We start from the raw sequence: 22292 nt of genomic DNA on the forward strand, positions 1-22292 counted from the left end.
TGTCAGGAAATAGCGTTGAAAATCAGCTCAACAATGCCGTGTTCATCACGGGTTTTGAGTGCTGCGATAAAATCAGGATTGACCATTTTCCGACACAGTTTAGACAGTAACAACGTGTCGGCGTCTGAACCATTTTCGGGGATCATCAGACACAGCCAGCAGGAAACCGGCTCATCATCTGAGGCATTCCATGTGACCGGATGCGCAGTTCTGGCTACCAGAATACCGGGGGATGTGACACAGGCAGAACGGGTATGCGGCAGCGCGACGCCGTCACCAAATCCAGTAGAGCCATGTAATTCACGCACGGTGAGTGCCTGCGCAAAAATTTTAGGATTGTTAATTTTTCCAAGGCCAGCGGCCATTTCGGCCAGCTCATGGAGGATTTCAGCCTGTGTACGGCCGCGAAGGGAAAGGTTTATCGCCTGAGAAGAGAAAAGCGTCATGATGAAAACATCCATGTGAGAACAGGGTTTTCAGTATAAACAAAGCGCAGTGGGCGAATGATCGCCAATATGTCACGTCAGGAATGACATATTGGCAATGAATCAGTTTTCAGAGGCGGACGGATCGTAAGCCTGCATCCGCTTTTCCAGCTCAGTCAGGGAGCGCAGGCCATCGGCCAGTGGCAAGGTTTTATCATTAAAGATTTCCAGTGACCACGGGCCCGTGAAACCTTTACGGTTCAGCGTGCTGACGAAATCTACCAGCGGTAAATCACCCTGGCCGGGATAACAGCGGTAACTGCGGCTCCACTGCTGCACGTTCATGTCCTTAAACGGCGCATCGGCCAGTTGCAGGAAACTGATTTTTTCCAGCGGCACTTCATCCAGACGGTCCAGATTGTCACCCACCGCTAAAATATGAAAACTGTCGAGCACAATACCCAGCGCCGGGCTATTCACCTCGCGCACCCGATCCCACGCCTGACGGTAGCGGTTGATATGCTTCCCCCATGCCAGTGCTTCATAGCCAATGCGGATAGCATACGGCTGCGCCATTGCGGCCAGCGCCGCGAGATCGGCAATCTGTACCTCGCGCTCCGGCGAACTGGCGGGATCAGTATTGCTGCACACCAGTAAATGGTCGCATCCCAGTTCGCTCATCAGATCGAACTGACGGCGTGCGCTGGCAAGTTTTTCAACCCGCTTCTCCGCAGGCACCCCTTCGAAATCACGGAAAGGTTGCAGCAGGAAAATGCGCAGGCCGAGGGAATCGGCCAGGTTACGGATAGCCGCCGGTTTGACCGGACTTTTAAGTAAATCATCTTCGAATATCTCTACACCATCAAACCCTGCCGCCGCAATAGCAGTGAGTTTTTCTGGCAAAGTTCCTGGTACTGAAACTGTCGCAATAGAATGTAACCGGGTTGTTGCAGGCAAAATGGCGTCCTTTAATTCAGGCTTCGATACTTACAGTAGTGAACCCTCATGCCACGTTCGTCAAGTGCGGCGAAGTTGTATGAACGCACAGATTGTATCTGGACGAAGCAATGGTTAATCTCTGTGGCGAGAATGGGGTTAATGAAGAGGATAAGACGCTGAGCAGCCAAAATTCCCCGGCGCCGGGACGTAAAAATGATCCGATAGGGCTCAGGCAGCGCATTTTCGACAGTGCTCTGGCTGAATTCGCTGAATCCGGTCTGATGGGCGCGCGCATGGAAAACATTGCCTCCAATGCCCGTACTACGAAACGTATGGTGGTCTATCACTATAAGACCAAAGAAGCCCTGTATATGCTGGTGCTGGAGCACGTTTATCGCGGTATTCGTCAGCATGAACTGGAACTGGACTTATCTTCCCTGCCACCGGCGGAAGCGATCGTTAAACTGGTGGAAGCCAGCTTTGATTTCCATGTCTCTCATCCGGAATTCATCCGTATTGTGTCCACGGAAAACATGCTGCGTGGCCGGTTTATCCGCCAGTCCACCAGCATCCGTGAAATTAACAAAACGGCATTAACGCTGCTGGAAGATATCCTTGAACGTGGTAAACAAAGCCATCTGTTTAAGGATGATGCGCAGGCGCGTGACGTTCACCGCCTCATCAGCAGCCTGTGTGTGCACCAGGTCGCTAACCAATATACGTTCGGCGCTTTGTTTGAAAATCCGGATGAAGGGGATTTACAGACCGCCCATTATCGCCAGCTGGCTGTCATGGTTGCCCTGCGATATGTGATGAAATAATTGTGTTGATCGGACGCTGGTATCGATCTGAAAGCAAAAAGGCCTCGTCTGAGGCCTTTTTTGTGCGGCAATCTCAGCAAACCGTTATTCTTTCGGCGCGTCTTTGCCGTCTGTCAGTAATTTATCCAGTGCGTCGCCGCCGACATGACGGAAATCCTGACCTTTCACGAAGTAGAAAATGAACTCGCAAATGTTCTGGCAGCGGTCACCGATACGCTCGATAGAACGGGCGCAGAACAGCGCGGTCAGCACGCTTGGAATCGTCCGCGGATCTTCCATCATGTAAGTCATCAGCTGGCGCACGATGCCTTCATATTCCTGATCCACTTTTTTGTCTTCACGGTAAATACGCACCGCTTCGTCAAGATCCATACGTGCAAAAGCATCCAGCACATCATGCAGCATCTCTACGGTATGACGCCCCAGCGATTCCAGGCTGACCAGCAACGGCTGGTGCAAATGTGAGAATTTTTCCAGCGCCGTGCGGCAGATTTTATCGGCCACATCACCGATACGCTCGAGTTCAGAAATGGTTTTGATAATCGCCATCACCAGACGTAAATCGCTGGCGGTTGGCTGGCGCTTGGCAATGATGCGCACACAAGCTTCGTCGATCGCCACTTCCATCAGGTTAACTTTGTCATCGCCTTTGATAACGCGTTGCGCCAGTTCGGCATCCTGATTGTGCATCGCAGTGATGGCATCAGTCAGTTGTTGCTCAACCAGGCCACCCATCGCCAGAACCTGTGTGCGGATGTGCTCAAGCTCTGCATTAAACTGGCCAGAAATGTGTTTGTTTAAGTTCAGGTTATCCATTCTTTTTACCTCAACCGTAGCGGCCAGTAATGTAATCTTCAGTCTGTTTGCGCGCTGGTGAAGTGAACAGCGAGTCAGTGTCGCTGTATTCGATCAGTTCGCCCAGATACATAAACGCAGTGCGATCTGAACAACGCGCAGCCTGCTGCATGTTGTGAGTCACAATCACCACGGTGTAATCAGATTTTAGCTCGGTGATCAGTTCTTCGATACGACCGGTAGAAATTGGATCGAGCGCGGAGCAAGGTTCATCGAGCAATAAAACGTCAGGGCGGATCGCAATACCACGCGCGATACACAGACGCTGTTGCTGACCGCCGGACAGGCTATAACCGCTCTGGTGCAGCTTGTCTTTGGATTCATTCCACAGCGCGGCTTTAGTCAGCGCCCATTGCACGCGCTCATCCATGTCCGTGCGGGACAACTTCTCAAACAGGCGGACACCAAACGCAATGTTGTCATAAATTGACATCGGAAACGGCGTCGGTTTCTGGAAGACCATGCCAACTTTGGCACGCAGCAGCGCGATATCTTGCTTATCAACCAGTATGTTTTCGCCATCAAGCAGGATTTCACCTTCAGCATGCTGTTCCGGATACAACTGGTACATTTTGTTAAACGTACGCAGCAGCGTGGATTTGCCACAACCTGAAGGGCCGATGAATGCCGTGACTTCGTTCTTAGCAATATCCAGGGAAATATTTTTCAGCGCGTGGAATTTGCCGTAATAAAAGTTCAGATCACGAACCTGAATTTTGCTGTTGGATGCGTCAGTCATTCGACTCATTAAGACATCTCTCTTTTTCGTGCGCCGCATGGCGACGCCGGGTAAACAGTGACAGCAGCCGTTATCGCCTGCCATCAATAATGAATTAACTTATTGCTTTTTCGGGGCAAAAATCACACGCGCCAGGATGTTCAGTAACAGCACACAAACCGTAATCAGCAGCACGCCCGCCCAGGCCAGTTGTTGCCATTCGCCGAACGGGCTCATCGCAAACTTAAAGATGGTGACCGGCAGGTTAGCAATCGGCTGCATCATGTCGGTGCTCCAGAACTGATTGGAGAGCGAGGTGAACAGCAGCGGCGCGGTTTCACCGGCAATACGGGCAATCGCCAACAGTATCCCGGTAATAATGCCGGAAACAGAGGCTTTCAGCGTGATGGCTGAGATCATTTTCCACTTCGGCGTACCCAGCGCATAAGCCGCTTCACGCAGGCTGTCCGGCACCAGTTTCAGCATATTTTCCGTGGTGCGGATAACAATCGGGATCTGTAACAGCGCCAGCGCCAGCACACCCGCCCATCCGGAGAAATGCCCCATTTTTGCCACCATGATGGTGTACACAAACAAGCCCACCACAATCGATGGCGCAGAGAGCAGGATGTCGTTAATAAAACGGATGAATTCCGCCAGCCAGGATTTACGACCATATTCGGCGAGATAAATCCCGGCCATGACGCCCAGTGGCGTACCAATCAACGTGGCCCATAAAATCAGTAATCCGCTGCCTGCAATGGCATTAGCCAGACCACCGCCTGCCGTATTCGGTGGCGGGGTGTTCTGCGTGAACAGCGCCAGCGACATTCCGTCAACACCTTTAACGATAGTGGTGAACAGGATCCACACCAGCCAGAACAGGCCAAACGCCATGGTCAGCATGGAGATCATCAGTGCCAGACGGTTTTTCTGACGGCGCCACGCCTGACGTTTTCGACGCGATTCCAGCAGCGCCGGGGTACTTTGCATGTCGAGTGTCGTCATCTTAACGGCCCTCTTTCTTAGCCAGACGCAGGATCATCATTTTCGACAGCGCCAGAACAATAAAGGTAATGACGAACAGGATCAGTCCCAGTTCCATCAGTGCAGAGGTGTGCAATCCGGCTTCCGCTTCGGCAAATTCGTTCGCCAGTGCGGAGGTAATACTGTTGCCCGGCGCGTACAGCGATGCGCTGTCGAGCTGGTAGGTGTTACCGATAATGAAGGTCACCGCCATGGTCTCGCCAAGTGCGCGTCCCAGGCCTAACATCACGCCACCAATCACACCATTTTTGGTGAACGGCAGCACGATGCGCCAGATCACCTCCCATGTGGTGCAACCAATGCCGTAAGCAGATTCTTTCATCATCACCGGCGTTTGTTCGAATACATCACGCATAACGGAAGCTATGTACGGGATGATCATAATGGCGAGAATGACACCTGCCGCCAGAATACCGATACCGAAACCCGGGCCAGCAAACAGTTCGCCAACAATCGGGATACCGGAAAGCACGTCGCCCACTGGCGTCTGGAAATATTGCGCAAACAGCGGGGCGAAAACGAACAGACCCCACATGCCATAAACAATACTGGGGATAGCCGCCAGCAGTTCAATAGCAATCCCCAGCGGGCGCTTCATCCAGTTAGGTGCAAGCTCGGTGAGAAATAATGCGATGCCAAAGCTCACCGGAACAGCAATCAGCAGGGCAATAATGGAGGTTACAACCGTGCCATAAATCGGCACCAGTGCACCAAATTGTTGGTTCGGCGCATCCCAGGTTTTCGTCCACAGGAAGGATAATCCGAACTTTTCAATGCTCGGCAGAGAAGCAATAAACAGCGAGACGATAATGCCGCCCAGCATAAATAGCACTATCAGCGCTGCCAGTTTAACCAGCGCGCCGAAGATGATGTCACCGTTTTTGCCAGGTGCCTTGATAGCCGGCTTGTATTCAGCCATACCACTCTCTTTTAATTCAGATTTAATTCCCTCCCCGGCCGGAGAGGGAATGAAGCAGAGTTACTATACCCAAAATAATTGGAGTTGCACCAAGGCAGCAAGCAAGTGAATCCCGATGAGCTTACTCAAGTAAGTGATTCGGGTGAACGAGCGCAGCTAACGCCGGTGCAGCTTCAGGTATGACGGGTATTCCTAGTACAGTGCTTTACCGCTGCTGTCTTTGATGTTGGTCTTCCATGCTGCACGGATCTGCTCTACAACAGAGGCTGGCAGTGCGGCATAGTCCAAATCAGTTGTCAGTTTGGTGCCATTTTTGTAGGCCCAGTCGAAGAACTTCAGCACTTCTGCGCCCTTCGCTGCATCTTGCTGATCTTTGTAAACCAGGATGAAAGTGGTGGAGCTGATTGGCCACGCATTATCACCTTTCTGATTGGTCAGGTCCTGAGCGAAGGTTTTGCTCCAGTCAGCGCCTTTAGCAGCTGCACTGAAGGAGGCTTCCGTCGGGCTGATAGCTTTGCCGTCTGCATCGACCAGCTTGGTATAAGCCAGGTTATTTTGCTTAGCATAAGCATATTCAACGTAACCGATTGAACCTGGCAGACGCTGTACGAATGCGGCCACACCGTCATTGCCTTTGCCACCGAGACCCGTTGGCCAGTTCACCGTTGAACCTGCACCGATTTTGTCTTTCCACTCGCTGTTGACTTTCGCCAGATAGCTGGTGAATACGAACGAAGTACCGGAACCGTCAGCACGACGCACCACTGCGATGTTGGTGTCTGGCAATTTCACACCCGGGTTCAGCTTAGTGATCGCTGCGTCGTTCCACTTTTTGATTTTACCGAGGTAAATGTCACCCAGCGTTGCGCCATCGAGTGTCAGCTGACCAGATTTGATGCCAGGGATGTTAACAGCCAGCACCACGCCACCGATCACGGTAGGGAACTGGAACAGGCCATTTTTATTCAGATCTTCTTCTTTCATCGGTGCATCAGATGCGCCGAAATCAACGGTCTTGGCGATGATTTGTTTTACACCGCCGGAAGAACCGATGCCCTGGTAGTTCACCTGAGTACCGGTTGCTTTCTGATATGCGTCAGCCCACTTAGCATAGACAGGTGCGGGGAAGGTGCCGCCAGCGCCAGTCAGGTTAGTGGCAGCGAAAGCAGACATTGCTGTGAGGGAGAAAGTCGCTGCTACAAAACCGGCGACGGTGTTACGCATCAATTTCATGTTCCACTCCTGGTGGTTTTAAACTTCCCGACTGATGTCGACGTTAATTAAAGTGTTTGGCACAGGAGGAAAATAGGACAGTTTAGTGACAGTAAAATGTACGTTATATGACAGTTTTATGACACCGTTCACAATTCGAACCACCCGGGCAATATGAAGGTGTTTTAAGCGGGAAAAGCCGGTTATTACACCGGCAGATAATGAAAAACAGGTAAATTAACGCCCTTTTTTCTTACGACCAGGCTGGGCAAAACGCTTGCGGGATGCAGAATTAGCTTCAGGTTTTTCGGTATTTTTTGTTTTTGTGGCAGCCGGTTTTGTGACAACCGCTTTTTTAGCCTGAGTATGCTTTGCCTGCGTTTTTTTCGCCGGTTTATCTTCAGACGAGGAGTTTTCAATCAGCCTGAATAACTCGATCAATTCATCATCGGTTAAATCCCGCCATTCTCCCGGTGGAACACCTTTCAGGTTGATGTTCATAATACGCACGCGCTCAAGCTTAGTGACTTCATAACCGAAGTGCTTACACATACGGCGGATCTGTCGGTTAAGCCCCTGTACCAGCGTAATACGAAACACCATGGGTGCTTCTTTCTTTACTTTGCATTTCTTGGTCACCGTGCCAAGCATCGGCACGCCAGCGCCCATACCTGCAATAAATTCGTCAGTGATCGGTTTATTAACGGTCACGATGTACTCTTTTTCGTGATCATTACCGGCACGCAGGATTTTATTGACCAGATCGCCATGGTTAGTCAGTAAAATCAGCCCCTGGGAATCTTTATCCAGACGGCCAATCGGGAAGACACGCTTGCTGTGATTGACGAAATCACGGATATTGTCCCGCTCCCCCTCTTCCATCGTGGTGATAATACCTACCGGCTTGTTCAGCGCGATAAGCACCAGATCTTCTTCATCACGTGGCTCGATAAGCTGACCGTTAACTTTCACCACGTCTGTGGCAAACACCTGAGCCCCCACTGCGGCACGCCTGCCGTTGATGAAAACATTTCCCTGTTCGATGTAACGATCGGCATCGCGGCGTGAGCAGATACCGCTCTCGCTAATGTATTTGTTAAGACGAATGGAGGAATTGGTCAGCATTCAGCGGGGTACCTTCAGAAAAACGCGAACTATACCTTATCCGGGGCGGGTTACGAAGCCTGAGAGGGGAGAATCGTGATCGGCTGCCGGGAAAGTGGGGAATCAGGCAAAAACATTCTGAAAATAGAAAAGCGCCCCGGGAGGCGCTTATATATCGCATAGCTGAAACCGGACAGTCTTATTCGACAGTCACAGATTTCGCCAGGTTACGTGGCTGGTCAACGTCGGTACCTTTAATCAGGGCAACGTAGTAGGACAGCAACTGTAGCGGAACGGTATAGAAAATAGGTGCGACAATTTCCTCAACGTGTGGCAGCTGGATAATCTTCATGCCTTCACTGTCGGTAAAACCGGCATCCTGATCGGCAAAGACATACAGCAAACCGCCACGGGCGCGCACTTCTTCGATATTCGATTTCAGTTTTTCCAGCAATTCGTTATTTGGTGCCACCACGATCACCGGCATATCTGCGTCAATCAGCGCCAGCGGACCATGCTTCAGCTCACCCGCCGCATAGGCTTCCGCGTGAATATAAGAAATCTCTTTCAGCTTCAGCGCACCTTCCATCGCAATCGGATACTGATCACCACGGCCAAGGAACAGAGCGTGATGTTTATCAGAAAAACCTTCGGCCAGCGTTTCGATGGTTTTATCCAGCGACAACATTTGTTCGATACGCGCAGGCAACGCCTGGAGCGCGTGAACAATATCGTGCTCAACTTGCGGATTCATCCCTTTCAGGCGCCCCATACGCGCCACCAGCATCAGCAGAACGGTCAGTTGTGTGGTGAACGCTTTGGTTGATGCCACGCCGATTTCAGTGCCTGCTTTGGTCATCAGCGCCAGATCGGATTCACGCACCAGTGAAGAACCGGCTACGTTACACACTGCCAGAGAACCGAGATAACCCAGCTCTTTCGACAAACGCAGCGCGGCCAGCGTATCTGCCGTTTCACCAGACTGAGACAGTGTAATGATCAGGCTGCCCGGACGAACGGCAGATTTGCGATAGCGAAACTCTGAAGCGATCTCAACATCACAAGGCATGCCAGCCAGTGACTCAAACCAGTAACGCGCCACCATTCCCGAGTTATATGACGTGCCACAGGCGATAATCTGCACATGTTGAACACGCGATAAGATTTCGTCCGCTTTTTCGCCCAGCTCGCTGAGGTTCACTTCACCGTGGCTGAAACGCCCTTCCAGGGTGTTTTTGATTGCCAGCGGCTGTTCGTAGATCTCTTTTTGCATATAGTGACGGTATACGCCTTTATCACCGGCGTCGTACTGCACTTTAGATTCAATTTCTTCACGCTCAACGGCATGGCCGGTTTTATCATAAACGCTGACAGAACGGCGTTTAATTTCAGCCACATCCCCTTCTTCAAGGAACAGGAAGCGACGGGTCACAGGTAACAGTGCCAACTGGTCGGAAGCAATGAAGTTTTCCCCAACGCCACGACCAATCACCAGCGGGCTACCGGAACGGGCGGCCACCAGGACAGACGGGTCGCGCCTGTCCATCACCACAGTACCGTAAGCGCCACGCAGTTGCGGGATCACACGCTGTACGACTTCCAGCAGCGTACCGCCCTGAAGTTGTTCCCAATGCACCAGATGTGCGATCACTTCAGTATCCGTTTCAGAATCAAAACGGTAGCCGCGTTCAGTCAGTAATTCACGCAGAGGTTCGTGGTTTTCGATAATACCGTTATGCACGACGGCAATGTAATCAGATACATGCGGGTGAGCATTCGCTTCAGAAGGTTCGCCATGAGTGGCCCATCGCGTGTGAGCAATACCGGTGCCGCCCTGCAAAGGATGTTCGTCCAGTGCATCAGCCAGCATCTGGACTTTACCCAGACGACGTAAGCGGCCCATTTTTCCCGCAGCATCAATGACAGCCAGCCCGGCGGAGTCATAACCGCGGTATTCGAGACGACGTAAACCTTCCAACAGAATTTCAGCAATATCGCGTTGCGCTACTGCGCCTACAATTCCACACATCAGTTTTATTCCTATTGAAGGTCTTTTCGGGACCTTTTTTGATGCCTGACCTGATTTATCCACAAGCCCCGTTTTCCGGTGTACTTGCGGTTCCCCGAGCCTTGTAGAGAGTGGGGAATTATTATGAACAGCTTATTTTTTCTTTACCGGTTTCTGCCAGTCTGGTTTATGTAACTGAGGCACCCGGCTTAACACTAAACCCTTGTCCGGCACGTCGCGGGTGACCGTTGTACCGGCGGCGATGGTCACGTTATTCCCCACTGTCACGGGCGCGACCAGTTGAGAATCTGAACCCACAAAGACATCGTTACCGATGATGGTCTTATGCTTGTTTACACCGTCGTAGTTACAGGTGATGGTACCCGCGCCGATATTAACGTTATCCCCTATATCAGCATCACCAAGATAGGAGAGATGGCCCGCTTTTGAGCCTTTGCCGAGACGCGCTTTTTTGATTTCAACGAAATTGCCAACATGCGCACCTTCTGCCAGTTCAGCGCCGGGACGCAGACGGGCAAAAGGCCCGACCGTACAGCCGCTTTCCAGCACTGCATCTTCGAATACGCTGTACGGACTGACTTCGCAATCGTCGCCGATAACGCAATTTTTCAGCACACAGCCTGCGCCGATCTTGACGCGGTCACCCAGTTTTACGTGACCTTCGATAATGACATTGGTATCTATCAGTACGTCGATACCATGCGACAGTTCGCCACGCAGATCAAACCGCGCCGGATCCATCAGCATTACGCCTTCAAGCAACAGACGTTCTGCCTGTTCACTCTGATATACGCGTTCAAGACGGGACAGTTGCAGGCGGTTATTCACACCATCCACCTCACTGTTACGCGCCGGATGCACCGTCGCGATGATATGTCCTTCGGCGTGCGCCATCGCAATAATGTCAGTGATGTAGTATTCACCCTGCGCATTGTTGTTGCTCAGTTGGCTGAGCCAGCGTTTTAATGACGCGCCATTGGCGACCAGGATGCCGGTGTTAATTTCACGGATTTTCAGCTGTTCTTCGCTGGCATCTTTTTGCTCAATGATGCCGGTAACGATGCCATTCTCACGAACGATACGCCCATAGCCAGTGGGATCATCCAGCACCACCGTCAGTAAACCTATGCCACCTTCCGGTTTGGCTTGCAGTAAATTATTCAGCGTATCGACGGAAATCAGCGGAACATCGCCGTACAGCATCAGGATATCTTCGTCATCGGCAAAATAAGGCGCCGCCTGCTGCATCGCATGACCGGTCCCCAGTTGCTCTGCCTGCAATACCCAGTTCAGATCACTGCCCGCCAGATTTTTCTTCAATAAATCGCCACCGTGACCATAGACCAGATGCACGTTGCGGGCGCCGACCTGCGTAGCCGCATCAATAACGTGCTGGACCATTGGCTTGCCCGCCAAGGAATGAAGAACTTTTGGAAGGTTGGAATACATGCGTGTTCCCTTGCCCGCGGCAAGGATCACCACACTCAGTGTGCTGTTCGACATAGGTAACCTGACAAATCCAATTTGAGTGACAAATGTAATCCGTTCAATGGACGGATTACTACATATTTCGCTTCAAAAACCACCCGAAAGCCGCAGCCAGCAAGGGTTGAACACGACATAGACTACAGCAAAAAAACGGAGGGTAAAGCGTCCACTAATCGTCCAAGTATTCCACTAAAATCGAAAATTAACCTTGGGGAAATGACTGAAAATACGCTTTTTTAAAAACAAAAAAAAAGCGACCCGAAGGTCGCTTTTTAAACTGATTTAGTTACATCGCTTTTCTGGTTAGTTCGATAACGCGAAGTTTCGCGATCGCCTTAGCCAGTTCCGCTGACGCCTGAGCGTAATCAACGTCGCCGTGAGAACCACTAATGTGTTCTTCCGCTTTGCGCTTAGCTTCAAGCGCTCGCGCTTCGTCGAGGTCTTGCCCACGGATTGCAGTATCAGCCAACACGGTCGTTGCATTCGGTTGCACCTCAAGGATGCCGCCGGAAAGATAGATATACTCTTCTTCACCGTGTTCTTTAACAATGCGCACCATGCCAGGCTTGATGGCGGTGAGCAGCGGAGCATGCCCCGGGAAAATACCCAGTTCGCCTTCGCTACCCGTCACCTGGATCTTTTGTACCATGCCGGCAAACATACGTTTTTCCGCACTGACAACATCCAGATGGTAAGCTTTTTCAGCCATGTCATCCTCTCTCACAACAAGCTAGCGTTACAGTTTCTTGGCTTTTTCCACTGCTTCATCAATGGTGCCAACCATGTAGAACGCTTGTTCCGGCAGGTGATCGTAGTCGCCGTCCATAATGCCTTTGAAACCACGAATGGTATCTTTCAGCGATACGAACTTGCCCGGAGAACCGGTAAAGACTTCGGCCACGAAGAATGGCTGGGACAGGAAGCGCTGAATTTTACGCGCACGGGATACAACCAGTTTGTCATCTTCTGACAACTCGTCCATACCCAGGATCGCGATGATGTCTTTCAGTTCCTGGTAACGTTGCAGAATAGACTGCACGCCACGAGCCACATCGTAGTGTTCCTGACCAACAACCAGTGGATCCAGCTGACGGCTGGTGGAATCCAGTGGGTCAACCGCCGGGTAAATACCCAGTGACGCGATCTGACGACTCAGAACCACGGTCGCATCTAAGTGAGCGAAGGTGGTAGCAGGTGATGGGTCAGTCAAGTCATCCGCAGGAACGTAAACGGCCTGTACGGAGGTGATGGAACCACTTTTGGTAGAGGTGATACGTTCTTGCAGAGCGCCCATCTCTTCCGCCAGCGTTGGCTGATAACCTACCGCCGATGGCATACGGCCCAGAAGTGCGGACACTTCAGTACCGGCCAGGGTGTAACGGTAAATGTTGTCAACGAACAGCAGTACGTCACGACCTTCATCACGGAATTTCTCCGCCATAGTCAGGCCGGTCAGTGCAACACGCAGACGGTTACCTGGTGGCTCATTCATCTGACCATACACCAGGGAAACTTTGTCGATAACGTTGGAGTCAGTCATTTCGTGGTAGAAGTCATTACCCTCACGAGTACGCTCACCCACGCCTGCAAACACAGAATAACCGGAGTGCTCGATCGCGATGTTACGGATCAGCTCCATCATGTTTACAGTTTTACCTACACCCGCACCACCGAACAGACCGACTTTACCGCCCTTAGCGAACGGACACATCAGGTCCATAACTTTGATACCGGTTTCCAGCAATTCCTGAGAGTTTGCCAGCTCTTCATAAGAAGGCGCAGCACGGTGAATCGCACGACGTTCTTCTTCGCCGATTGCACCTTTCATGTCGATTGGTTCACCCAATACGTTCATGATACGACCCAGAGTCGCTTTACCCACCGGTACTTCAATTGGGTGTTCCAGGTTGTTCACTTTCAGACCGCGACGCAGGCCGTCTGAGGTACCCATTGCGATACAACGAACAACGCCGCCGCCTAACTGTTGCTGTACTTCCAGCACCAGTTTGGAGGTACCGTTTTCTACCTCAAGAGCATTGTACACGTTCGGTACTGCATCCTGAGGGAACTCGACGTCCACCACGGCGCCGATTACCTGGATAATCTTTCCAGTAGCCATCTTGAATCCTCTACGTAATTCGTAAACCTAGCTTAAACCGCGGAGGCTCCCCCGACGATCTCGGTGAGTTCCTGAGTGATGCTGGCCTGACGAGCTTTGTTGTATACCAACTGCAGCTCTTTGATCAGGCTGCCGCCGTTATCGGTTGCGGCTTTCATCGCTACCATTCGCGCGGCCTGTTCGCTGGCCAGGTTTTCTACGACGCCCTGATAAACCTGGGATTCCACATAGCGACGCAGGAGAGTATCCAGCAGTGCTTTAGGGTCCGGCTCATACAGGTAATCCCAGGATTTTTTCGCCAGTTCGCCGTCTTCTGCAGGTGGCAGAGGCAACAACTGAACGATACGTGGTTCCTGGGACATGGTATTGACGAACTTATTGCTAACAACGCATAACTTGTCTAAACGACCTTCGTCGAAAGCCTGCAACATCACTTTCACCGGCCCGATCAGTTCTGACAGAGAAGGGTTATCCCCCATGCCAGTCACCTGAGCAACAACGTTGCCCCCAACGGAGCCGAAGAAAGAAGCTGCTTTGGAACCGATCAGTGCGAGATCAACTTCAACACCTTTTTCGGACCAGCCTTTCATCTCTGACAGCAGTTTCTTGAACAGGTTAATGTTCAGACCACCACAAAGACCACGGTCGGTAGACACCACCAGATACCCGACGCGCTTAATTTCACGCTCATCCAGGTACGGGTGCTTGTATTCCAGATTCCCAAGCGCAAGGTGACCAATCACTTCACGAATGGTTTCTGCATAAGGACGGCTGGCCGCCATGCGATCCTGCGTTTTACGCATTTTGGAGGCGGCGACCATTTCCATCGCTTTAGTGATCTTTTGCGTGTTTTGCACGCTGCTGATCTTACTACGTATCTCTTTTCCGCCGGCCATCTCTGCTTCTCCTCATTACCAAACGGCCTGCTGCTTATCTGCCAGAGGCAGGGCAGCAAGGCCGCGAGGTGTTACCAGGACTGGGTTGCTTTGAAGGTATCAAGGATATTTTTGAATTTACCCTCGATCTCATCGTTATACGCACCAGTTTGGTTGATTTGCTGCAGAAGCTCGCCGTGCTCACGGTCGGCGTAAGCCAACAGTGCCGCTTCGAAGCTACCGACTTTAGACAACTCAACGTCTTCCAGATAACCACGTTCTGCTGCGAAGATAATCAGAGACTGCGCAACGATTGACATCGGAGCGTATTGTTTCTGTTTCAGCAGCTCAGTCACTTTCTGACCGTGGTTCAGCTGTTTACGGGTTGCCTCATCCAGATCTGAAGCGAACTGCGAGAACGCAGCCAGCTCACGATACTGTGCCAGAGCGGTACGAATACCACCGGACAGTTTCTTCATGATCTTAGTCTGAGCAGCACCACCCACACGGGATACCGAAATACCCGGGTTAACCGCAGGACGAATACCGGCGTTGAACAGGTTAGATTCCAGGAAGATCTGACCATCAGTAATCGAAATTACGTTGGTCGGAACGAATGCGGAAACGTCACCCGCTTGCGTTTCGATGATTGGAAGCGCAGTCAGGGAACCCGTTTTGCCTTTCACTTCACCCTTGGTGAATGCTTCAACATACTCGGCGTTTACACGCGCAGCACGTTCCAGCAGACGGGAGTGGAGATAGAAAACGTCGCCTGGGTAAGCTTCACGACCTGGTGGACGACGAAGCAACAGGGAGATCTGACGGTAAGCAACAGCCTGTTTAGACAGGTCATCATAAACGATCAGTGCGTCTTCACCGCGGTCACGGAAGTATTCACCCATTGCGCAACCGGAGTACGGTGCCAGGTATTGCAGTGCAGCAGATTCTGATGCAGTTGCAACAACAACGATGGTGTTTGCCAGTGCGCCGTGCTCTTCCAGTTTACGAACCACGTTAGAAATAGTGGACGCTTTCTGGCCGATAGCCACATAGATACATTTGATGCCGGAATCACGCTGGTTAATGATCGCATCGATCGCCAGAGCGGTTTTACCGGTTTGACGGTCGCCGATGACCAGTTCACGTTGACCACGACCGATTGGGATCATGGCATCAACGGACTTATAACCTGTCTGCACAGGTTCATCGACGGACTGACGTTCGATAACGCCAGGTGCGATCGCTTCAACAGCTGAGAAGCCGTCGTGCTCTACCGGACCTTTACCATCAATTGGCGCACCCAGGGTGTTAACAACGCGACCTAACAGGCCACGGCCAACAGGAACTTCCAGGATACGGCCAGTACATTTTACTTTCATACCTTCGGCGAGGTCAGCGTAAGGGCCCATTACAACGGCACCTACAGAGTCGCGCTCCAGGTTCAGGGCGATAGCGTAACGGTTACCCGGCAACGCAATCATTTCGCCTTGCATGACATCGGCTAAGCCGTGCACGCGGATGATCCCGTCACTGACGGAAACGATAGTACCTTCATTGTGAGCTTCGCTCACCACATTGAACTGAGCAATGCGCTGCTTGATCAGTTCGCTGATTTCGGTGGAATTCAGTTGCATGCTCCAGTCCCCTTAAGACTGCAAGACGTCTGCCAGGCGTTCCAGACGACTGCGAACGCTGCCATCAATCACCATATCACCTGCACGGATTACGACACCGGCAAGAACAGACTTGTCAATTTTGCAATTCAGCTTAACTTTGCGAGACAGACGTTTTTCCATCGCAGCGGCAATTTTTGCCTGCTGTTCTTCCGTAAGCGGATTTGCTGAAGTTACTTCAACTTCAGCAACAGCCTCAAGAGAGGCGCGCAGTTCAATAAACTGCTCCAGTACTTGCGGTAGAACGCGTAAACGTCCATTTTCAGCCATCACCTTAATCAGGTTTTGGCCTGCGTCGTCGAGTTCGTCACCACATACGGCAATAAACGTTTTAGACAAAGTTTCAGGCGCGCTAGCACCGGAAAGCAGTTCTTCGATTTGTTCATTGCGCGTGACTTCAGCCGTGAACGCTAACATGGACTGCCAGCGGTCTAAGCTTTGGTGCTCAACGGCAAAGTCAAAAGCTGCTTTGGCGTAGGGGCGAGCTACAGTTACAAATTCAGACATCAGCCCCTCCCTCCTTACAGTTCAGCGACCAGTTTATCAACGATGTCGCTGTTAGCAGCTTCATCCACGGAACGTTCGATGATCTTCTCGGCGCCAGCAATGGCCAAAATCCCGACTTGCTTACGCAACTCTTCACGGGCGCGTTGGCGTTCGGCGTCAATCTCTGCCTTGGCTTGCGTCACGATCTTGTTACGTTCCTGCTCGGCTTCAGCTTTTGCTTCGTCGACGATTTGGGCTTTACGCTTGTTCGCCTGATCGATGATTACCTGAGCTTCAGCTTTGGCTTTCTTCAGTTGGTCGGTCGCATCGGCTTGCGCTAAGTCCAGCTCTTTTTTTGCGCGTTCTGCGGAAGATAAACCTTCAGAAATTTCTTTCTGACGTTTTTCGATGGCAGCCATAATTGGCGGCCATACGTACTTCATGCAGAACACGACAAACAGGACGAACGCGATAGCCTGGCCGAGGATTGTTGCGTTAAGATTCACAGCACAATGCCTCTTTCAAAGTGAATTATTTGATGTAGTTCGATTAACAGTGAGCAAGCTCAATGTTAGGCGACAGCAAACATCACGTACAGACCCAGACCAACCGCAATCATTGGGATTGCATCGACCAGACCCATAACGATAAAGAACTGTGTACGCAACAGAGGGATCAGGTCAGGCTGACGTGCAGCACCTTCCAAGAATTTACCACCCAAGATGCCGATACCGATTGCAGCACCGATTGCCGCCAGGCCCATCATCACAGCGGCAGCCATGTACAGCAGATCCATACTCAGGTTTTCCATGACAGTCTCCAGTTTGTTTCAGTTAAAACGCAGTAGTGTTGAAAGAAAATCAGTGTTTTTCAGATGCCATCGAGAGATAGACGATCGTCAGAACCATGAAAATAAAGGCTTGCAGCGTAATGATCAGGATGTGGAAAATGGCCCAAGGCACATTCAGGATCCACTGTGACCACCACGGCAACAGGCCAGCAATAAGGATGAAGATCAACTCACCCGCATACATATTGCCAAACAGTCGCAGACCCAGTGAAACTGGTTTAGACAGCAGGCTGACACCTTCAAGAATCAGGTTAATCGGAATGAAAACCGGATGATTGAATGGCTGCATTGTCAGTTCTTTGATGAAACCGCCAAAGCCTTTCATCTTAATGCTATAGAAAAGAATCAGAATGAATACGCCAAGCGCCATGGACAACGTGATGTTCACGTCAGCCGTTGGAACCACACGCAACGCAGGCAGACCAAGCAATTTTTCACCGATAGTCGGCAGCAAATCAATTGGCAGCAAATCCATCAGGTTCATCATAAACACCCAGACGAAGACGGTCAGCGCGAGAGGTGCAATCACTTTGCTCTTGCCGTGATACATGTCACGCACGCTGCTGTCGACGAAACCAACGACCAGTTCAACTGCGGTTTGCAGCTTCCCCGGGACACCGCTGGTGGCGTTTTTGGCTACGCGATGGAAAATAACCAGAAAGAGTACTCCGAGGAACACGGAGAAAAACATCGAATCGATGTTAATCGACCAGAATCCCGTCCCGATCTGAAGCTGAGTCAGATGGTGACTGATATACTCTTGTGGAGTAGAGATTTCTCCTGATGCAGACATGATGCCTCTTACCCTTTAGTAGTTAAGTACGGTAACTGTTAATGACGGCCGGTGCCAAAATCTGAGTCATCAACACCGATAAATAGGCCAACCCCAACGGAGCAAAAGCCGCTTTAAACAGGCCAAGTGCGATAATCATTAAGATCACCGTAGCCAGCACCTTCAGCGCTTCTCCAATTGCAAAGGACCAGGCAACCCGTCCAGAGACCGTTGTTTGCGCCTGATGACGCCATGCAAACAGCATGAACAGTATATTTGGTAACCAAGCGGCCAACCCACCCATAAGAGCCGATAGGGTCCATTCCAGGCTTTTTAAACCAAATACTGCACTGAGCAGAACAAAGGTCAATAACTGCAGTATCAATAGCTTTCTGGCAACCTTCACACTCTGTGTACTGTGTAAAATACCGGATACAGACATGACGTTTGTTCTCTCCGTATCGAGTACCTAGCTGGAGGTATACTGAATGCCGTATATCACTGCCTTTACTGTTTTGAGTCAAGCAGCAAAAACCGAGCAAATTATACGGGGCACAGGAACGAATTCAATGGATAAGTAGCGAAAAGGTGAACAATTATTTAAATTTTCCTCTTCATCACTATTTTGCCAACCAAACTATAGCTGAATTTGCCCTTTTTACTTTGGTTCGGTTATTTCATCACCCGACAAAGAAGCGTGCACTGGATCACATAATTAACGCTAATCCCTTTATATACCCAGCATGCTTTCAATGTCTTTAGCTAAACAGGCTTTTTAAAAGCCATATAAATCAAATTGTTAATGAAATACTGCTCGAATATCAAACTTATTTAAAAATAGGCTCGATTTATTTACACAACAACCCAACAAATAACAACATTTTCATTACAAATTGAATATCAGCAGCTTGATGCCCGTTCAATTTCAAAAGTGACTATTACGCTCCGGATTAAAATAAAAACATCTCAGAAATGCTATCAGGGTGTAAAAAAGCGGTGTTTGGGTGTTCTTCCCTGCTATATAATTAGCCTGCTCATTTTAACTAAGTTAACACATGTTTTTTTTAAATCTTTTTTGATAAATCGCAACTTTAGTTTGCGCTAAGAATTATCAGATGACGTTCGCCGTCAAGTTCGGGTACCTGCAGCTTAATGACTGACTTCAGAGTAATCCCTGCCGGCAGCGCAGCAAGTTCATCATCAGGACGTACACCCTTTAAGGCATAAAAATGCCCCTCACCTTTCACGGGCAGATGGTGACACCAGGAAAGCATATCCTGCATTGATGCGAAAGCACGGCTTATCACCCCATCAAAAGGTGGATTCGGCACAAATTCTTCCACACGACTTTGTATAGGCTCGATATTTTTCAGCCCCAGCTCATGCTGAACCTGACGCAAAAAACGCACGCGCTTACCCAGGCTGTCCAGCAACGTAAAGTGTGAATCAGGGCGAACAATGGCCAGAGGGATCCCCGGTAAACCCGGGCCGGTGCCAACGTCAATGAAACGGCTACCTTGCAAATGCTCGTTCACCACAATGCTGTCCATAATATGACGTACCAGCATCTGCATCGGGTCACGGACAGATGTCAGGTTGTAGGCTTTGTTCCACTTATGCAGCAGTTCAACATAGCCAATCAGTTGTTGTTTTTGCTGATCGGGTAACGCTATTCCTGCCGCAGCAAGCAGCGAGTCGAGTTTATTATGCACGGTGAATCCTCAGACAGAATCGATATGCCGGGAACAACCCGGTTTAAAAATGATAAAACATACAGAATGATGGGAAAAGTAAGAATCGACCGCCGCTTCGGGATACCAAGGGCGGTCATCAGAGCAGTCGTTTATGCGCTGCGGCGCAGCAAACCTTGTTTTTTAAGCCAGATCAGCAAAATTGAGATTGCAGCCGGCGTAATACCGGAGATCCGTGAGGCCTGACCAATGGAGGTTGGCTTGTGATCGTTAAGTTTGGCGATCACTTCATTTGAAAGGCCATTCACCTGCCGGTAATCAAGATCGACAGGCAGCACCGTATTTTCGTTACGCTGCTGTTTTTCGATCTCTTCCTGCTGACGGGCAATATAACCTTCATATTTTATCTGAATTTCCACTTGTTCTGCCGCCTGCACATCCGGAACAGAAGGAGCGAACGGGGAAAGTCGGGTGATTAATTCATAGGTCATTTCAGGACGACGCAGCAGCTCTTCCGCACTGGCTTCTTTAGAAAGCGGGGCAGAAAGATGCGCGTTGATTTCATCAACCTGGGCATGATGAGGGTTCACCCAGATACCCCGCAAACGCTGACGCTCCTGCTCGATCATTTCCAACTTTTCGTTGAAGCGTGCCCAGCGGGCATCGTCAACCAGGCCTAACTCACGGCCCTTTTCTGTCAAACGTAAATCAGCATTGTCTTCGCGCAGCATCAGTCGATATTCAGCACGTGACGTAAACATACGGTACGGTTCTTTAGTGCCAAGCGTACACAGATCGTCAACCAGCACACCGAGGTAAGCCTGATCACGACGTGGTGCCCAGCCGTCTTCTTCACTGGCGCAACGGGCGGCATTCATACCGGCGAGTAAGCCCTGCGCAGCGGCTTCTTCGTAACCCGTCGTACCGTTGATTTGTCCGGCAAAGAACAGACCCGCGATAAATTTACTTTCCAGCGTTGGTTTCAAATCACGCGGATCGAAGAAATCGTATTCAATGGCATAGCCGGGACGAACGATCACCGCATTTTCCATCCCCTGCATTGAGCGGACGATCTGCATCTGTACATCAAATGGCAGGCTGGTTGAAATCCCGTTCGGATACACTTCGTTGCTGGTCAGTCCTTCCGGTTCCAGGAAGATCTGATGCGAATTGCGATCGGCAAAACGCATGACTTTATCTTCGATCGACGGGCAGTAACGCGGGCCGATCCCTTCGATGATCCCGGCATACATCGGGCTGCGATCCAGGTTGTTGCGGATCACATCATGGGTTTTTTCGTTGGTATACGTCATGTAACACGGGATCTGGCGCGGATGCTGCGACACATTACCCATGAACGAGAATACCGGCGCCGGATTATCACCGTGTTGTTGTGCCAGTACGCTGAAATCAATGGTACGGGCATCGATACGCGGTGGTGTACCGGTTTTGAGACGGTTAACGCGCAGAGGTAGCTCTCGCAGTCTCTGAGACAAAGAAATTGCAGGAGGATCCCCTGCACGGCCTCCGCTGTAGTTTTCCAGACCGATGTGGATCTTTCCATCCAGGAAAGTGCCGACAGTCAGTACAACCGATTTAGCGCGGAATTTCAGCCCCATTTTGGTCACAGCACCAACGACACGATCGTTTTCAACGATCAGGTCTTCAACAGGTTGCTGGAAGATCATCAGGTTTGGCTGGTTTTCCAAAGCGGTACGGACAGCCTGGCGGTACAGAACACGGTCAGCCTGAGCACGGGTCGCTCTGACAGCAGGGCCTTTGCTCGCGTTTAGTATCCTAAACTGAATGCCGGCATGATCGATGGCCGTGGCCATCAGACCACCCAGTGCGTCGACTTCTTTAACCAGATGTCCTTTCCCGATCCCGCCAATAGCAGGGTTACACGACATTTGTCCCAGCGTGTCGATATTGTGGGTGAGTAATAAGGTCTGACGTCCCATGCGTGCAGAAGCCATTGCAGCTTCAGTACCTGCATGGCCACCACCTATGATGATGACGTCAAATTGATCCGGATAAAACATGCGACTGCACCTCGGCGTTCAAGCGAACTTTCTTTGTATGGCGTTGGGAGGAGGGATTCTACTCAAGTTTTGAGCTTCCACAAGCCCCCGGGGATCTTCACTAATTAAAAGAAGATCTTTTTTATTTAAAGATCTCTTATTAATACTTCTATTAGGATCGCGATCCTCTGTGCATAAGTCTTTTTTGTTTATTAAGATCAGCATGCTAAGAAGGATCGAATGCTGTG

22 protein-coding genes are annotated in these 22292 nt (G+C 50.6%); 1 reads left to right on the forward strand and 21 read right to left on the reverse strand.

All coding sequences use genetic code 11. From position 1 onward, the window contains the following. Positions 1-2 precede the first annotated feature (2 nt). Positions 3-446, reverse strand: a complete 444-nt coding sequence (locus ACOZIO_RS15515) for a fructose PTS transporter subunit IIA (protein WP_217220955.1) — start codon at positions 444-446, stop codon at positions 3-5. 102 nt (positions 447-548) lie between these two features. Next, the gene (locus tag ACOZIO_RS15520) at positions 549-1328 is read right to left on the reverse strand and encodes a sugar phosphate isomerase/epimerase family protein (protein WP_238483487.1); all 780 of its coding nucleotides are present in this window, start codon (positions 1326-1328) and stop codon (positions 549-551) included. A 164-nt stretch (positions 1329-1492) separates the two neighbouring features. Here ACOZIO_RS15520 and ACOZIO_RS15525 point away from each other — a divergent pair, with 164 nt between their 5' ends. Further along, positions 1493-2185 (forward strand): TetR family transcriptional regulator, encoded by a 693-nt coding sequence (locus ACOZIO_RS15525; protein WP_129954119.1) that lies wholly within the window; start codon positions 1493-1495, stop codon positions 2183-2185. Between the two features lie 84 nt (positions 2186-2269). On the opposite strand, the gene phoU is transcribed toward ACOZIO_RS15525, so the two are convergent. The 19 genes from phoU to mnmG all read right to left on the reverse strand — a co-directional run bounded on the left by phoU (position 2270) and on the right by mnmG (position 22065). Next, the gene (gene phoU, locus ACOZIO_RS15530; RefSeq protein ID WP_112290873.1) at positions 2270-3001 is read right to left on the reverse strand and encodes a phosphate signaling complex protein PhoU; all 732 of its coding nucleotides are present in this window, start codon (positions 2999-3001) and stop codon (positions 2270-2272) included. A 10-nt stretch (positions 3002-3011) separates the two neighbouring features. Beyond that, positions 3012-3779: a phosphate ABC transporter ATP-binding protein PstB gene (pstB, locus tag ACOZIO_RS15535; RefSeq protein ID WP_013577692.1), complete on the reverse strand. Its 768-nt coding sequence runs from the start codon at positions 3777-3779 to the stop codon at positions 3012-3014. 99 nt (positions 3780-3878) lie between these two features. After that, a complete protein-coding gene (gene pstA, locus ACOZIO_RS15540) occupies positions 3879-4766 on the reverse strand; it encodes a phosphate ABC transporter permease PstA (RefSeq protein ID WP_129991556.1) in 888 nt (295 codons plus the stop codon). 1 nt (position 4767) lies between these two features. Then, positions 4768-5724 carry a phosphate ABC transporter permease PstC gene (gene pstC / locus ACOZIO_RS15545; RefSeq protein WP_129954123.1) on the reverse strand — a complete coding sequence of 319 codons (957 nt, stop codon included), beginning with the start codon at positions 5722-5724 and terminating at the stop codon, positions 4768-4770. A 192-nt stretch (positions 5725-5916) separates the two neighbouring features. After that, positions 5917-6957, reverse strand: a complete 1041-nt coding sequence (gene pstS, locus ACOZIO_RS15550; protein WP_421595478.1) for a phosphate ABC transporter substrate-binding protein PstS — start codon at positions 6955-6957, stop codon at positions 5917-5919. Between the two features lie 216 nt (positions 6958-7173). Then, on the reverse strand, positions 7174-8061 hold the full coding sequence (gene rluF, locus ACOZIO_RS15555; protein ID WP_217158937.1) for a 23S rRNA pseudouridine(2604) synthase RluF: 888 nt from the start codon (positions 8059-8061) through the stop codon (positions 7174-7176). A 178-nt stretch (positions 8062-8239) separates the two neighbouring features. Beyond that, entirely contained in the window at positions 8240-10069 is a 1830-nt protein-coding gene (gene glmS / locus ACOZIO_RS15560; protein ID WP_217220958.1) for a glutamine--fructose-6-phosphate transaminase (isomerizing), read from the reverse strand. A 132-nt stretch (positions 10070-10201) separates the two neighbouring features. Next, a complete protein-coding gene (glmU, locus tag ACOZIO_RS15565; protein WP_129954131.1) occupies positions 10202-11572 on the reverse strand; it encodes a bifunctional UDP-N-acetylglucosamine diphosphorylase/glucosamine-1-phosphate N-acetyltransferase GlmU in 1371 nt (456 codons plus the stop codon). A 271-nt stretch (positions 11573-11843) separates the two neighbouring features. Continuing rightward, positions 11844-12266, reverse strand: coding sequence for a F0F1 ATP synthase subunit epsilon (locus ACOZIO_RS15570; protein ID WP_101077831.1), 423 nt, complete (start codon positions 12264-12266; stop codon positions 11844-11846). Positions 12267-12293: 27 nt separating this feature from the next. Then, the gene (atpD, locus tag ACOZIO_RS15575) at positions 12294-13676 is read right to left on the reverse strand and encodes a F0F1 ATP synthase subunit beta (protein WP_013577684.1); all 1383 of its coding nucleotides are present in this window, start codon (positions 13674-13676) and stop codon (positions 12294-12296) included. 32 nt (positions 13677-13708) lie between these two features. Further along, positions 13709-14572, reverse strand: a complete 864-nt coding sequence (gene atpG, locus ACOZIO_RS15580; RefSeq protein ID WP_013577683.1) for a F0F1 ATP synthase subunit gamma — start codon at positions 14570-14572, stop codon at positions 13709-13711. A 71-nt stretch (positions 14573-14643) separates the two neighbouring features. Then, positions 14644-16185: a F0F1 ATP synthase subunit alpha gene (atpA, locus tag ACOZIO_RS15585; RefSeq protein ID WP_013577682.1), complete on the reverse strand. Its 1542-nt coding sequence runs from the start codon at positions 16183-16185 to the stop codon at positions 14644-14646. Between the two features lie 12 nt (positions 16186-16197). Then, positions 16198-16731: a F0F1 ATP synthase subunit delta gene (atpH, locus tag ACOZIO_RS15590; RefSeq protein ID WP_015699277.1), complete on the reverse strand. Its 534-nt coding sequence runs from the start codon at positions 16729-16731 to the stop codon at positions 16198-16200. Positions 16732-16745: 14 nt separating this feature from the next. Continuing rightward, the gene (gene atpF, locus ACOZIO_RS15595) at positions 16746-17216 is read right to left on the reverse strand and encodes a F0F1 ATP synthase subunit B (protein WP_120133800.1); all 471 of its coding nucleotides are present in this window, start codon (positions 17214-17216) and stop codon (positions 16746-16748) included. A 65-nt stretch (positions 17217-17281) separates the two neighbouring features. Further along, entirely contained in the window at positions 17282-17521 is a 240-nt protein-coding gene (gene atpE / locus ACOZIO_RS15600) for a F0F1 ATP synthase subunit C (RefSeq protein WP_004093904.1), read from the reverse strand. Positions 17522-17570: 49 nt separating this feature from the next. Next, positions 17571-18353 (reverse strand): F0F1 ATP synthase subunit A, encoded by a 783-nt coding sequence (gene atpB / locus ACOZIO_RS15605; protein ID WP_129954133.1) that lies wholly within the window; start codon positions 18351-18353, stop codon positions 17571-17573. Positions 18354-18375: 22 nt separating this feature from the next. Next, positions 18376-18774: a F0F1 ATP synthase subunit I gene (gene atpI / locus ACOZIO_RS15610; RefSeq protein ID WP_129954135.1), complete on the reverse strand. Its 399-nt coding sequence runs from the start codon at positions 18772-18774 to the stop codon at positions 18376-18378. 649 nt (positions 18775-19423) lie between these two features. Further along, a complete protein-coding gene (rsmG, locus tag ACOZIO_RS15615; RefSeq protein WP_129954138.1) occupies positions 19424-20044 on the reverse strand; it encodes a 16S rRNA (guanine(527)-N(7))-methyltransferase RsmG in 621 nt (206 codons plus the stop codon). 131 nt (positions 20045-20175) lie between these two features. Continuing rightward, complete coding sequence (mnmG, locus tag ACOZIO_RS15620) at positions 20176-22065, reverse strand: tRNA uridine-5-carboxymethylaminomethyl(34) synthesis enzyme MnmG (RefSeq protein WP_129991559.1); 1890 nt, start codon at positions 22063-22065, stop codon at positions 20176-20178. Between the last annotated feature and the right edge of the window lie 227 nt (positions 22066-22292).

This window comes from Rahnella sp. PD4 (genome assembly GCF_049199325.1).
Classification (GTDB): Bacteria; Pseudomonadota; Gammaproteobacteria; order Enterobacterales; family Enterobacteriaceae; genus Rahnella; species Rahnella perminowiae.